Source organism: Psychroflexus sp. ALD_RP9 (assembly GCF_017311165.1).
Taxonomy (GTDB): Bacteria; Bacteroidota; Bacteroidia; order Flavobacteriales; family Flavobacteriaceae; genus Psychroflexus.
The window spans coordinates 1,404,557-1,416,950 of record NZ_CP062973.1 but is presented as its reverse complement, the minus strand read 5'-3'; the positions used below and the strand labels follow the sequence as shown (position 1 = coordinate 1,416,950).

Here is a 12,394-nt window from a genome sequence, read left to right as displayed (position 1 = left end):
GAGGCATACATCTCTTAATTTCGTACTATCTTTGCAAAAAAGTATTTATAGATTGTCAAAATCAATTACCACACACAGATCGTTACCAAATTTTATAGCTGACTTCAAGAGTATAACGAAGTTTAGATTAGCAGTTAGTGTGGTTTTTTCTTCAGTAGCTGGCTACTTACTTGGTGTAGAGCAAATTAATTTATGGCACATTATTTACCTAGCACTAGGTGGTTATGCCATGGTTGGTGCATCCAATGCTTATAACCAAATTATCGAAAAAGACTTAGATGCTAAAATGGACCGCACTAAATCACGGCCACTACCGGCTGGTAGAATGTCTAAAACCTATGCATTTATAATTGCTTCAATTTTAACTTTAATTGGGATTTACTTGTTATACATCATCAATCCAATTACAGCCATGTTTGGTGCAATTTCAATTTTTATCTACACAAGCCTTTACACACCACTTAAAACAAAAACACCACTTGCTGTGTTTGTAGGTGCTATTCCTGGAGCAATCCCGTTTATGCTTGGCTGGGTAGCCGCAAGCGGAAATTTTGGTATCGAACCAGGAACCCTATTTATGATTCAATTTTTTTGGCAATTTCCACATTTTTGGGCCTTAGGTTGGTGGCTATATGACGATTACAAGAAAGGTGGTTTTTTTATGCTACCAACTGGCAAAAGAGATAAAGGAACCGCTGTACAAATAATTCTGTATACCATCTGGACGATTATTGTGTCTTTAATTCCAGTCTTAGGTGTTACAGGAGATTTTTACATCACGCCAATTTCAGCAATAATTATATTTGCTTTAGGAATATATATGCTTTTAAAAGCAATCAAACTTTTTAAAACCAAACAAGTAAAAGCTTCAAAGCAGTTAATGTTAGCGAGCGTTACTTACATCACTTTAATTCAAATAGTTTACGTAGCTGATAAATATGTACGATCATGGATGGAGATTTAAGAAATAAAAAACAAATTAAAGCTAAAAAAATGATGCTATGGTTTGGCATCATCAGCATGTCAATGACCTTTGCTGGTCTTACAAGTGCCTATGTTGTAAGTAAAAGTCGTCCTGACTGGCTTTCAGAATATGCTTTACCACAACTATTTTTATATAGTACCATTATTATCATTATAAGTAGCTTTACTTTTCATTTTGCAAAAACTGCTATAAAAAATAACAATCGAAGTCTAGCCAACAGTTTAATGCTAGTCACCCTAATATTGGGTGCTCTTTTTGTTTACATGCAATTTGCTGGCTTTGATCAAATTATTGAAGACGGCTACCACTTTACAGGAGCAGCTAGTAACGTGCGTATGTCTTTTGTGTATGTGTTGGTTGTTGCCCATTTAGCACATATTCTTGGCGGATTAATCGTCCTACTTGTAGTAATTTATAATCATTTTAGAAAAAAATATACAGCATCAAATATGCTAGGTTTTGAGCTAGGCTTGACTTTCTGGCATTTTGTCGATGCATTATGGGTCTATTTGTTTTTGTTTTTATATTTCTTTAAATAAAAACTTTTTTGTCTATTTTTGCACTAACTAATATTTAATTTTATGGAGTCTACAACTGTTGCTAAAACAGGAACCGAAGGTAAACTTTGGGGTGGCGGAGACAGCAAGCCACTTAAAGCAAGCTACGGTAAGTTAATGATGTGGTTTTTCATCACTTCAGATGCCCTTACTTTTTCAGCATTCTTAGCCGCTTACGGTTTTTCAAGATTTAAATTTATTAATGAATGGCCTATCGCCGACGAAGTATTTAATCACTTCCCTTTTTTACATGGTGTGGATGCACCAATGTATTATGTTGCCTTAATGACATTCATACTTATTTTTTCATCTGTAACAATGGTGCTTGCCGTTGATGCTGGACATCATATGAAAAAAAACAAAGTAGTTACCTATATGGCGCTGACTATTTTAGGTGGTATTGTATTCTTAGGCTCACAAGCTTGGGAATGGAAAAACTTTATCAAAGGCGAATATGGCGCTATAGAAACAAAAGGTGGCGATATACTTCAATTTGTTGATAATGACGGCCATCGAGTTTCAATTAATGATATTGCAGTCCCACTAACTGAAATAGATCGAGAACATAAAGCCAATAATGGTATCTGGTATCAATCAGGTAACGAACAGCCAAGTGTTACGCTAGAAGAAATTAAGGCTGGCTTTATGCAAAAAAGCGAATATTCGATCAGAACAATGCAACTAAATGAAGCAGGTGAAAAAACGATTTTAGATAGAGCTGAAGCTGAACAATATCTTAATAATCGAGTAACTAGAGTGGTTGAAGGTGCTAACCTTACTAGAAATGAATATGGACCACAATTATTTGCAGACTTCTTTTTCTTTATCACTGGTTTTCACGGTTTTCACGTATTCTCTGGTGTAGTGATTTTAATAATTATATTTTTTAATGTTCTTATAGGCACTTACGAGAAAAGAGGCTCTTACGAAATGGTAGAAAAAGTTGGTCTTTATTGGCACTTTGTAGACCTTGTTTGGGTTTTCGTTTTCACATTCTTCTATCTTGTATAAATTATATATTATGGCAACAGATACAACACACAATAAATCATCAGCAACAAAACGAATTTGGGAAGTCTTCATAATACTTTCTGTTTTAACTATTGTAGAAGTGATTTTAGGGATAATAAAACCTGAATTTCTAGTAGAAACCGACTTCGCAATAACCTCACTACTGAACTGGATTTTCATTATCCTTACCATTTTCAAAGCGTATTACATTACATGGGCATTTATGCACATGGAGCATGAGTCTGCAGGCTTACGAAGAACAGTTGTTTGGACTGGCGTGTTTCTCATCTGCTACCTTATTGCTATTTTACTAATTGAAGGAGATTATATACATGATGTATACACCAATGGTTATATTAGTTGGGATTTCTAAATTATAGGTTAAAAATTCATAGAAAAGGCGGTTTTAATCAACCGCCTTTTTTAATTTTGAAAAAAATTTAGATGACTAAAAAACGCCTTGTACTAGTTATACTTTTTATACTGCCTTTAGTGGCATATCTCTTCTTTTCAAGTGGTATTAATAACTTTGCAAAACTTCCAAAACTAAAAAATAATATCACGACCTTAGAGAATCTATCTGAAGAATCTAAAGTAGATTTTGAAAATAAAATCACATTACTCTCGTTTTTTGGTAAAGATTTTGACATTAAAAAAGTTTACGCCTTTAATGTTAAAGAAAAAATATACGATCGCTATCATGAGTTTAAAGATTTTCAGGTCGTCTCAGTCATTACACCTGATCAAGTAGAAAAGATTAATGCATTTAAGGCCGAAATTGATAAAACCTCTAGTAGTAAAAATTGGAAATTTTTAGTTCTTGAATCTGAAAATATCTCTAAACTCTTTAAAAGCCTAAATACAGATTTAAATCTTGATCAAAACTTAGCAACCAACCTCATGTTCATTATCGATAAAAAATTAAACCTCAGAGGGCGAAGCGATGACGAGGATGAAGGTATTAAGTATGGCTATGATATGAGTAACCTCGCAGAAATTAGTGATAAATTTAATGATGATGTTAAAATTATCCTAGCTGAATATAGACTTGCACTTAAAAAATACAAAGCAAAACGTCAATAATGGGTAAAAAATATTCATACGTCGGTATTTCATTAATCGTGCTCATTTTTGGTATTTGGGTCGTTAAAGAATTTGGTAGCAGAAACTCAAGTGAGTCACTCGCCTATCTAGAAATTAATGGGAAAAAGAAAAAAGTACCTCAATTTGAATTTGTTAATCAAGCCAAGGATACAATTTCGAACCAAACCTATAATGATAAGGTCTATGTCGTTGAATTCTTTTTTGCAACTTGCCCAACTATTTGCCCAATTATGACCAATAACTTAGTTGAAGTGCAAAATGAGTTCTACGGTAATTTAGATTTCGGTATCGCATCATTCACTATAAATCCTGAAAATGACACGCCTGAAGTTTTAGCTGATTATGCTGAAGAATATAATATCAAACATCCAAATTGGCATTTGCTTACAGGAAATCAAAACGATATTTATCAACTTGCTAATAAAGGCTTCAATATTTATGCTGCAGAAGATGAAAATGCACCAGGTGGTTTTGAGCATTCAGGCTATTTCGCTTTAGTAGATCAAGACGGCTACATTCGTTGCCGAAGAGATGAATTTGGTAACCCCATTGTTTTTTATCGTGGCTCTGTACCACATGACGCTCCTGATGGCGAAGGTGAAGAAGACCCTCAAATAGACATCTTAATTGAAGACATTAAACTCTTATTACAATGAAAAGCATTTCTAAAGTAGATAAAATAGCGATACCCACAATTATAGCTTTATCAATCCTCGTTCCTATTATTGTTGTTATCTTAATGCTTCTTCCTGAACGCACAAATCTGTTTGGTGTAGATGTTGGCACATTTCCATTCTTTCATGCAGTCATCAATGGCTTAACTGCCATTCTTTTATTTGTAGGTTACAGGTTAATTAAACAACAAAAAAAAGAGTTGCATCGCAATGTTATGATCACGGCTTTTTTGTTATCCGTGGTATTTTTGGTAAGTTACGTACTTTCTAAAATTAGCATTGATCCAGTTCCTTTTGGAGGTGAAGGTCTAATTAGACCAATATATTTCTTTGTTTTAATTTCGCATATTGTCTTGTCAGGAATTATAATTCCCTTAGTATTATTTACCATGTACCGTGGTTTAACTGGAGAATATGAAAAGCATAAAAAGATTGCCCGTTGGACCTTCCCTATTTGGATGTACGTTGCTATAACAGGTGTTTTAGTTTATCTTTTTATGTATCCTTATTATTAAAAAATGACATCATGAAAAAACATATAATCTATATTCTGCTTTTATTTTTTACACAAGTTGAAGCATTTTCACAATGTTCGATGTGTAGAGCAGTTTTAGAGTCTGAGGCAGACAATAGTGCCGCCGAAGGTATTAACAATGGTATTGTTTATCTGATGGCTTTCCCTTACATTTTAGTAGGTGGTGTATTATACTTCGTCTACCGAAGTTTTAAGAAAAAACAAAGCACCGAATCATGAAAAAAGTGTTTTACCTTTCAACTTGTGACACTTGTAAGAAAATCATTGATAGCTTAAATCTTCCAAGTGATTTAACTCTGCAAGACATCAAAAAAGAACCCATTTCTTCAGATGAATTGAAGTTCTTAAAAAATGAGGTCGACTCTTATAAAGATTTACTCAATAAGCGCGCTAGAATCTACAAAGAACTCAATCTTAAAAACCGTGAATTAAGCGAAGATGAAACAAAAGCACTTATTTTAGAACACTATACCTTGCTCAAACGTCCTGTTTTTGTGTATAATGAAAAGGTTTTTATTGGTAACTCAAAAGCAACCAAAACAGCTTTGCAAGATTTTTTTAATGAGTCCTAGGGTTTTAGCTTTGTTAGCTGCGTTTGGTGCGACAAGTATTTATGGTATAAATCACACCTTAGCTAAAGGTTTAATGCCAACTTACATTCAGCCATTAGGCTTTATTTTGCTTAGAGTTAGTGGTGCTGCAATTCTATTTTGGCTTGTTGGTTTGTTTATAAAACCTGAAAAAATAGATCGTGCAGATTGGCCAAGGCTAATTGCTTCAGCGGTATTTGGAATGGTCATTAATATGCTTTTTTTCTTTAAAGGCTTGAGTCTATCAACACCAATAAATAGTTCGGTAATTGTGACTTTATCACCTATTTTGGTGTTTATCTTATCTGCGATATTAATTCGTGAAAAACTAACTATACTCAAAATAAGTGGTGCTATTATTGGGTTAGCTGGCGCCATAGCTTTAGTTGTTTTCGGAAAAGAAACCACAACAAATGCCCCTAATATTCCATTAGGAAACACCTTAATTATTATTAACGCGCTTTCTTTTGGCCTTTACCTTATCGTTGTAAGACCTTTAACAGCAAAATATCATCCATTTACATTGATGAAGTGGTTATTTTTAACGGCAGTTATTATAAATTTCCCAATTACCATTAGCGAGTTCACTGAAGTTGACTGGCTTAATTTACCATTTTCAGCAATTTGGCGCATGAGCTTTGTTGTAATTGGAACCACCTTTTTAACCTATTTACTAAATACCTATGCATTAAGACAAGTTTCTGCCTCTACAATTGGTGTATTTGTTTATCTACAACCCGTAATTGCCATTGCTTATGCAGTTATATCGGGTGTGGACCAAATGACAGCGCTCAAAGTGCTTTCAGCTGGTTTAGTATTTTTAGGTGTTTTTATGGTAACTAAAAACCCAGCACGAAAACGTGCCAGGTCTTGATTAATCTATATCTTTAGGTACTTGTTGGTGTTTTCGAGTATCTTCTTTGGTTAGCACTTTAAAGTCAGCTGTTTTATCCATGGCTTCAATACTTTGTAACATTTCATCTGGTAAACCTGTTAACTTTCTAGATTTCATATCAATCCATGAACCCATCATTTCAGCTCTAGCACAATTCTTTCCATTTTGATTATAGAAATTATGTTCAAACTGAAAAAAACGACCATCTTTAGATAAACCTTTGAGAGCAATGCTTACAGTTACCTGATCTTCAGGCATAATTTCTTTAAAATAGTAGATATGCTCATAAAACACAATTGGCCCAAGGTTATGGCTAATTAATGCCTCATGAGTAAAACCATTTTGTATTAAAAACGCCATACGCGCATGACTCATCATATTTTGATAAGCTGAGTTTGCTAAATGTCGATTAGCATCAATATCACTCCAGCGAACGTCAAATCTTTTACTATACATAGTCAATTATTTTGCTGATTAAAATTAAAATAGCGCTTAATATCGTGGCTATTAAAACGCCTCTAGCCCGATAATCTTGTTTCTTTTTAATGAATACAAAAAAAGGTAAAAAATTAAGCACAGCACCTAAAGCAATTAATTTACCTATAAAACCATCTTGATAACTTAAGCGTAAGGCAACTTCGATTTCATAGTCTGTAAAAAAATAAACGTATAAATATAGCCCAGCAAGGTTTGCAATCACTCCTATTATAAAGCCTATTAAAATCTGTTTAATCATTTAATTTCCATTTATTTAATGTCTCCATTGCACGATGTGCTGTTAAATCGAATTGAACAGGTACCACCGACACGTAATTTTGTTCTAAAGCTTCAATATCGGTATTTTCACCTTTATCATTATTAATAAATTCTCCAGAAAGCCAGTAATAATCTCGACCTTGTGGGTTAGAGCGTTTGTCGAATTGCTCTTGCCAATGTGCTTTTGCTTGACGGCAAACTTTAATGCCTTTAATTTCGCTGCTTTCAGCAACAGGAAAGTTAACATTTAAAACACAACCTTCAGGTAGACCATGTGCTAATACCTGTTGAGTAATACGCTTGACAAATTTTGTAGTGGGTTTAAAGTCAGCTTCCATGCTGTAATCTAGTAACGAAAACCCAATAGCAGGAATTCCTTCAATACCCGCTTCAACCGCTGCGCTCATGGTACCAGAATATATCACATTCACAGAAGCATTTGAACCATGATTAATGCCGCTAACTAATAAATCTGGTTGACGGTCAAGTATTTCTTGGGTTCCAATTTTTACACAATCGGCTGGTGTTCCTGAACAACTATATTCTTTAATTTCAGAATATTTATCAATAGTAACAGGGTCGCAATACAAGTTATCGCTTATTGTAATGGCATGTCCCATACCACTTTGCGGTCGATCAGGCGCGACTACAACAACCTCTCCTAAAGTTTTCATTATAGAGATTAAATGCCGAATTCCTGGCGCTGTAATCCCATCATCATTAGTAACTAAAATAAGTGGTCTTTTATTCATAACCTAAATTTTAGGTCAAAAGTAAAACTTTATAGGAGATTTAAGCCTGTTTCTTAGGTTTAACAAATTATTAGTTGAATACGATTGATTTTGCATTAATTTTAAATTCAAATTGCACTATTAAAGTTCAATTTTTTGTTTATTTGAAGATATTTTAAATTATGAAGAAAAACATATTTGTACTATTTGTTATTACTGTACTTTCAATTACATCGTGCAGTTTTACCACCAAGAAATTCGATGCCGATTCAGATAAAGATAAAGTGCTTATTGAGCTCATCAGTTTCGTGATTAATCAAGGTCATTACGATATGAAATCTATGAATGATGATTTTTCAGAAGCGGTTTACAAAGATTTCATGGGTACGCTTGATCCAATGAAACGCTATTTTACACAAAAGCAAATAAAAGATCTAAATGCTTATAAAACTGAAATCGATGATGCTATAAAAGGAAGAGACATTACTTTTTTTAACCAAGCCTATGAGAACTTGCAATCACAAATGGAGGCAACTAAGGGCTTTTATATTGAAATTTTAGACCAACCTTTTAATTTCGGTAAAGATGAAATGATATCAACCGATTATGATGAATTGAATTATGCTAAAAACAACCGAGAACTTAAAGAGCGTTGGCGTAAACAATTAAAGTTTACAACTTTATCTAACTACATCGACTTAGTTGAAGAACAAGAACAACGCCAAAAAGATGAAGATAACTTTGAACCTAAACCTTTAGATTCACTAGAAGTTGAAGCACGAGAGTTAACCAGAAAATCGCTTAAAAATTTCTATTCAACCATGAGCGACTTAGAACGCAAAGATTGGTTCGGTATTTATGTTAATAGTATAGTTAGCCAATTCGATCCTCACACTAATTATCTAGCACCTCAAGACAAAGAGCGTTTTGATATCTCAATGTCAGGAAAATTAGAAGGTATTGGTGCTCGATTACAAAAGCAAACCAACAACATTAAAATTGTTGAAATTATTTCTGGCGGACCTGCCTGGAAGAACGGAAAACTAGAAGTTGGTGATGTCATTCAAAAAGTAAAACAAGAAGATGAAGATCAAGCGGTAACAATTACAGGCATGCGACTTAGTGATGCCGTAGAATTAATTAAAGGCCCAAAATCTACAATGGTAACATTAACCGTTAAGAAAGTAGATGGTAAAATTGAAAATATTTCAATAGTTAGAGATGTTGTTGAAATTGAAGAAACCTACGCCAAAACAGCAGTAACTAAGAAAGAAAATCACAATTATGGCATCATCAATTTACCGAAATTTTATTTTGATGTTAATAATTACAAGAACAGAAATGCTGCATCTGATATTAAAAAAGAAATTGAACGCCTAAACCAAGAAAATGTTGAAGGACTTGTAATTGATTTAAGGAATAATGGTGGTGGTTCACTCTCAACAGTTGTTGATATTGCAGGCTTTTTTATTAAAAATGGGCCTGTTGTTCAAGTAAGAGATCGTAAAAACGATGTTGAAGTTTTAAAAGATACCGACCGTAATATATTGTGGAATAAACCCTTAGTTATTTTAGTCAATGAATTGTCAGCCTCAGCTTCAGAAATTTTAGCGGCAGCCATGCAAGATTACAAACGAGCTATTATTATTGGGAGTAAGCAAACCTACGGTAAAGGCACCGTTCAAAATGTGGTTGACCTTAACCGTTGGATGAAAAATAGTACATTTGGTGATATGGGTGCTTTAAAAATTACCACACAAAAATTTTATCGAATTAATGGCGGCTCTACTCAATTAAAAGGCGTTGAAAGCGATGTTCCTGTTCCAGATCGTTACTCATACATAGATATTGGAGAACGTGATTATGAAAACCCTATGCCATGGGATAAAATTGCTGCGGCTTCATATTCGCCGTGGAATGGTTATAAAAATTATGATGAAGTGATTAAAAACTCGATCAAGCGTTTAAATCAAAATAAAGTTCTTCAATTAATTGATGAAAATGCACAATGGATCAAGTCTCAAAGAGACATGAATACCTTTAGCTTAAACTACGAAATTTATAGAGCTGATCAAGAAGATATGCGTCAACAATCTGAGCGCTTTGAAGATATAAACAATTACTCTAATAATTTAGAATTCAAAGCCTTACCTTACGAAATGGCTAAGTTTGAAAGTGATTCCGCTTTGGCTGAAAAGCGTAATCGATGGTATAAAAGTCTATCAAAAGATGCTTATGTAAAAGAAGCCATTCAAGTTTTAAGCGAACTTGAAACAAACGCAGATTATAAAGTGGCCGAAAAATCTATAAAACCTTAAACCGCTGTCATGTGGTTAAATAAACATTCACAAACTTATTTAGCGCTCCAAAAATTTAAAAGTAATTTTTGGGGCGTTTCTAGTTTTGTCTATGTCGTTTTAATCAGCATAGTTGCCTTGTTAGCTTATATTATAGCTCCTGACAACTCAGCAAATGCCAACCAAATGGCTTTAAGCATTCATTCAAAACCGCCAGGCTTTACTGTAAAAGGCTTCTACAAAAAAGCGGTTGTAAATGAAAATAGCACTTGGTTTTTAACGGGTAAATCGGCTTCAGCAGAATTTGTTCCTATAGAAACTTACAAACTCAAAAATGATAGTTTATTTTACAACACTTATGGTATTTTAGAAAATGAATTCGACCAAGTTATTCCGCTATCTGAGTTAAGTTCGAAAAACAACTCAGTCATCCATAAGCAAACCTACTGGCTCGGTACCGATAAATATGGTCGTGACTTATTAAGCCGTTTACTTATTGGGAGCCGAATTTCACTCTCTATTGGCTTTGTAGCTGTTTTCATTTCTCTTCTCATCGGCATTAGTTTAGGAGCTATAGCTGGTTATTTTGGTGGTAAAATAGATCAAGCCATTATGTGGCTCATCAACGTGACTTGGTCTATACCGACACTTTTATTAGTTATTGCCATCACACTTGTGCTAGGCAAAGGATTTTGGCAGGTATTTATAGCAGTCGGACTCACTATGTGGGTTGAAGTGGCACGTGTAGTCCGTGGGCAATTTATCAGTTTAAAAAACGAACAATACATTGTCGCCGCAAAAACATTGGGTTTAGGCCATCGTAGCATCATGTTTAAACATATTTTGCCAAATGCTATCGCGCCTGTTATTGTAATTTCAGCAGCAAATTTTGCAGCTGCCATTTTAATCGAAAGTGGCCTCAGTTTCTTGGGAATTGGGGCTCAACCACCTATCCCAAGTTGGGGCGCCATGATTAAAGACCACTACAGCTATATCATTGTTGGCAAAGCTTATTTAGCAATAATTCCTGGTTTAGCCATCATGTCGCTAGTTATGGCATTTATGCTTATCGGTAATGCACTTCGCGATGCTTTGGATGTTAAATCATAAAAAATTTAATATTTAGTGAAGTTTGGAATGATATTAGATGAGTCTTAATGACTTTTAAAATAAATTTTATGCGCAAAATTACCAGTTTAGTTGCAATTATAAGTCTATTTATAGCTTGCCAAAACAAACCAAGTCAACGAATCATTGCCGAGTCGTCAGGGAACCTTAACGAATTGAATGTGATCATTGAAAATGAACAGTGGAATGGAAAATTAGGTGAGCATATCAGAGATGTATTTGCCGCCGATTTTAAAGGTTTACCTCAACAAGAACCACAGTTTAATCTTAGACAAATTCCTCCTGAAATATTTACAGGCTTTGCACGTAAAAATCGAATTTTTATCAAATTTGAAAATACCAAACAACCTCAAATCCAACGTTTAGTTGATAGCTTTGCTCAACCTCAGGTTGGCTACTTATTTGGTGCCAACTCAGCAAAAGCCTTCGATTCTCTCCTTAAAGCAAATGCAGACCGAGTCATAAACGACTTGCAAGCTACTGAAATTAAAGAGCGACAAAGACGCATTGCTAAGTCTTTAAAAGATGACCAAGCCATTAGAGACGAATTTAATATCAGCCTAAACCTGCCTACAGCTTATCGCTATGCTAAAACAGAAAACAACTTTATTTGGTTGAGAAAAGACATCAAACATGGTAGTATGGAGCTTACTATTTACGAAGTTCCAGCCGAAAGCATAGAGAAAGACAATAACATACTTGAAAACATCATTAAAGTACGTGATAGTATTGGTCAAGCCAAAATTCCAGGGCCTACCGAAGAGAGCTTTATGAGTACCGAAAAAGCTTATGCGCCTTATCTATTTGAAACTAAAATCGATGGTAAATTTGCCTATGAAGTCAAAGGTACTTGGGAGGTTAAAGGCTTTTTCATGGGCGGTCCCTTTTTAACTTATGCGGTTAAAAACAAAACTGATAATACCTACCTGATGCTAGAAGGTTTTGTCTTTAAACCTTCAGCTTCAAAACGCACACAAATGATTGAGGTTGAAGCCATATTACGTTCTGCTCAATTTATAAAGTAGACTTTAACACACAACACAGCTTAAAAACTTCAGTTATGGCTATAGGCCATTGCTGAAGTTTTTTTTTAAAATAAGTCGCAATGCTATAACTTTTAGGTTTTCTGCC

At 34.3% G+C, this 12,394-nt stretch carries 16 protein-coding genes; 13 read left to right on the top strand and 3 right to left on the bottom strand.

All coding sequences use genetic code 11. The features are described 5' to 3' along the window. The first annotated feature begins 52 nt into the window (after window positions 1-52). From cyoE to IMZ30_RS06630, 10 genes are all read left to right on the top strand, one after another. A complete protein-coding gene (gene cyoE, locus IMZ30_RS06675) occupies window positions 53-964 on the top strand; it encodes a heme o synthase (RefSeq protein WP_207037556.1) in 912 nt (303 codons plus the stop codon). After that, entirely contained in the window at window positions 949-1,524 is a 576-nt protein-coding gene (locus IMZ30_RS06670; RefSeq protein WP_207037555.1) for a heme-copper oxidase subunit III, read from the top strand. Before cyoE ends, IMZ30_RS06670 begins: the two co-directional genes overlap by 16 nt. A gap of 42 nt (window positions 1,525-1,566) precedes the next feature. Beyond that, window positions 1,567-2,553, top strand: coding sequence for a cytochrome c oxidase subunit 3 (locus IMZ30_RS06665; protein ID WP_207037554.1), 987 nt, complete (start codon window positions 1,567-1,569; stop codon window positions 2,551-2,553). Window positions 2,554-2,563: 10 nt separating this feature from the next. Beyond that, a complete protein-coding gene (locus IMZ30_RS06660) occupies window positions 2,564-2,926 on the top strand; it encodes a cytochrome C oxidase subunit IV family protein (RefSeq protein ID WP_207037553.1) in 363 nt (120 codons plus the stop codon). Window positions 2,927-2,997: 71 nt separating this feature from the next. Further along, entirely contained in the window at window positions 2,998-3,636 is a 639-nt protein-coding gene (locus IMZ30_RS06655; protein ID WP_207037552.1) for a redoxin domain-containing protein, read from the top strand. Further along, complete coding sequence (locus IMZ30_RS06650; protein WP_207037551.1) at window positions 3,636-4,313, top strand: SCO family protein; 678 nt, start codon at window positions 3,636-3,638, stop codon at window positions 4,311-4,313. Before IMZ30_RS06655 ends, IMZ30_RS06650 begins: the two co-directional genes overlap by 1 nt. Then, a complete protein-coding gene (locus IMZ30_RS06645) occupies window positions 4,310-4,846 on the top strand; it encodes a DUF420 domain-containing protein (RefSeq protein WP_207037550.1) in 537 nt (178 codons plus the stop codon). The genes IMZ30_RS06650 and IMZ30_RS06645 overlap by 4 nt, the downstream gene beginning before the upstream one ends. A gap of 11 nt (window positions 4,847-4,857) precedes the next feature. Further along, on the top strand, window positions 4,858-5,085 hold the full coding sequence (locus tag IMZ30_RS06640) for a hypothetical protein (protein WP_207037549.1): 228 nt from the start codon (window positions 4,858-4,860) through the stop codon (window positions 5,083-5,085). Next, window positions 5,082-5,438, top strand: a complete 357-nt coding sequence (locus IMZ30_RS06635; RefSeq protein ID WP_207037548.1) for an arsenate reductase family protein — start codon at window positions 5,082-5,084, stop codon at window positions 5,436-5,438. Before IMZ30_RS06640 ends, IMZ30_RS06635 begins: the two co-directional genes overlap by 4 nt. Then, window positions 5,428-6,330 (top strand): DMT family transporter, encoded by a 903-nt coding sequence (locus tag IMZ30_RS06630; protein WP_207037547.1) that lies wholly within the window; start codon window positions 5,428-5,430, stop codon window positions 6,328-6,330. Before IMZ30_RS06635 ends, IMZ30_RS06630 begins: the two co-directional genes overlap by 11 nt. Here the strand turns inward: IMZ30_RS06630 and IMZ30_RS06625 are convergent, their stop codons facing one another. From IMZ30_RS06625 to surE, 3 genes are read right to left on the bottom strand one after another with little or no spacing between them, the layout of a single operon-like run. Beyond that, window positions 6,331-6,807: an acyl-CoA thioesterase gene (locus IMZ30_RS06625; RefSeq protein ID WP_207037546.1), complete on the bottom strand. Its 477-nt coding sequence runs from the start codon at window positions 6,805-6,807 to the stop codon at window positions 6,331-6,333. It lies immediately after the preceding gene. Beyond that, window positions 6,800-7,087 carry a hypothetical protein gene (locus IMZ30_RS06620; RefSeq protein WP_207037545.1) on the bottom strand — a complete coding sequence of 96 codons (288 nt, stop codon included), beginning with the start codon at window positions 7,085-7,087 and terminating at the stop codon, window positions 6,800-6,802. The genes IMZ30_RS06625 and IMZ30_RS06620 overlap by 8 nt, the downstream gene beginning before the upstream one ends. Next, window positions 7,080-7,859, bottom strand: coding sequence for a 5'/3'-nucleotidase SurE (gene surE / locus IMZ30_RS06615; RefSeq protein ID WP_207037544.1), 780 nt, complete (start codon window positions 7,857-7,859; stop codon window positions 7,080-7,082). The genes IMZ30_RS06620 and surE overlap by 8 nt, the downstream gene beginning before the upstream one ends. 161 nt (window positions 7,860-8,020) lie before the next feature. Between surE and IMZ30_RS06610 the strand changes: the two genes are divergently transcribed. The 3 genes from IMZ30_RS06610 (at window position 8,021) to IMZ30_RS06600 (ending at window position 12,288) form a co-directional block, all read left to right on the top strand. Continuing rightward, window positions 8,021-10,156: a carboxy terminal-processing peptidase gene (locus IMZ30_RS06610; RefSeq protein WP_207037543.1), complete on the top strand. Its 2,136-nt coding sequence runs from the start codon at window positions 8,021-8,023 to the stop codon at window positions 10,154-10,156. 9 nt (window positions 10,157-10,165) lie between these two features. Continuing rightward, window positions 10,166-11,245 (top strand): ABC transporter permease, encoded by a 1,080-nt coding sequence (locus IMZ30_RS06605; RefSeq protein ID WP_207037542.1) that lies wholly within the window; start codon window positions 10,166-10,168, stop codon window positions 11,243-11,245. A gap of 68 nt (window positions 11,246-11,313) precedes the next feature. Next, window positions 11,314-12,288, top strand: a complete 975-nt coding sequence (locus IMZ30_RS06600) for a DUF4837 family protein (RefSeq protein ID WP_207037541.1) — start codon at window positions 11,314-11,316, stop codon at window positions 12,286-12,288. Window positions 12,289-12,394: the final 106 nt, after the last annotated feature.

What these genes read in the sequence shown, in the direction of transcription:
- IMZ30_RS06670 (WP_207037555.1), top strand. Translation starts at nt 949, where the DNA reads ATGGATGGAGATTTAAGAAATAAAAAACAAATTAAAGCTAAAAAAATG.
- IMZ30_RS06665 (WP_207037554.1), top strand. Translation starts at nt 1,567, where the DNA reads ATGGAGTCTACAACTGTTGCTAAAACAGGAACCGAAGGTAAACTTTGG.
- IMZ30_RS06660 (WP_207037553.1), top strand. Translation starts at nt 2,564, where the DNA reads ATGGCAACAGATACAACACACAATAAATCATCAGCAACAAAACGAATT.
- IMZ30_RS06655 (WP_207037552.1), top strand. Translation starts at nt 2,998, where the DNA reads ATGACTAAAAAACGCCTTGTACTAGTTATACTTTTTATACTGCCTTTA.
- IMZ30_RS06650 (WP_207037551.1), top strand. Translation starts at nt 3,636, where the DNA reads ATGGGTAAAAAATATTCATACGTCGGTATTTCATTAATCGTGCTCATT.
- IMZ30_RS06645 (WP_207037550.1), top strand. Translation starts at nt 4,310, where the DNA reads ATGAAAAGCATTTCTAAAGTAGATAAAATAGCGATACCCACAATTATA.
- IMZ30_RS06640 (WP_207037549.1), top strand. Translation starts at nt 4,858, where the DNA reads ATGAAAAAACATATAATCTATATTCTGCTTTTATTTTTTACACAAGTT.
- IMZ30_RS06635 (WP_207037548.1), top strand. Translation starts at nt 5,082, where the DNA reads ATGAAAAAAGTGTTTTACCTTTCAACTTGTGACACTTGTAAGAAAATC.
- IMZ30_RS06630 (WP_207037547.1), top strand. Translation starts at nt 5,428, where the DNA reads ATGAGTCCTAGGGTTTTAGCTTTGTTAGCTGCGTTTGGTGCGACAAGT.
- IMZ30_RS06625 (WP_207037546.1), bottom strand. Translation starts at nt 6,807, where the DNA reads ATGTATAGTAAAAGATTTGACGTTCGCTGGAGTGATATTGATGCTAAT.
- IMZ30_RS06620 (WP_207037545.1), bottom strand. Translation starts at nt 7,087, where the DNA reads ATGATTAAACAGATTTTAATAGGCTTTATAATAGGAGTGATTGCAAAC.
- surE (WP_207037544.1), bottom strand. Translation starts at nt 7,859, where the DNA reads ATGAATAAAAGACCACTTATTTTAGTTACTAATGATGATGGGATTACA.
- IMZ30_RS06610 (WP_207037543.1), top strand. Translation starts at nt 8,021, where the DNA reads ATGAAGAAAAACATATTTGTACTATTTGTTATTACTGTACTTTCAATT.
- IMZ30_RS06605 (WP_207037542.1), top strand. Translation starts at nt 10,166, where the DNA reads ATGTGGTTAAATAAACATTCACAAACTTATTTAGCGCTCCAAAAATTT.
- IMZ30_RS06600 (WP_207037541.1), top strand. Translation starts at nt 11,314, where the DNA reads ATGCGCAAAATTACCAGTTTAGTTGCAATTATAAGTCTATTTATAGCT.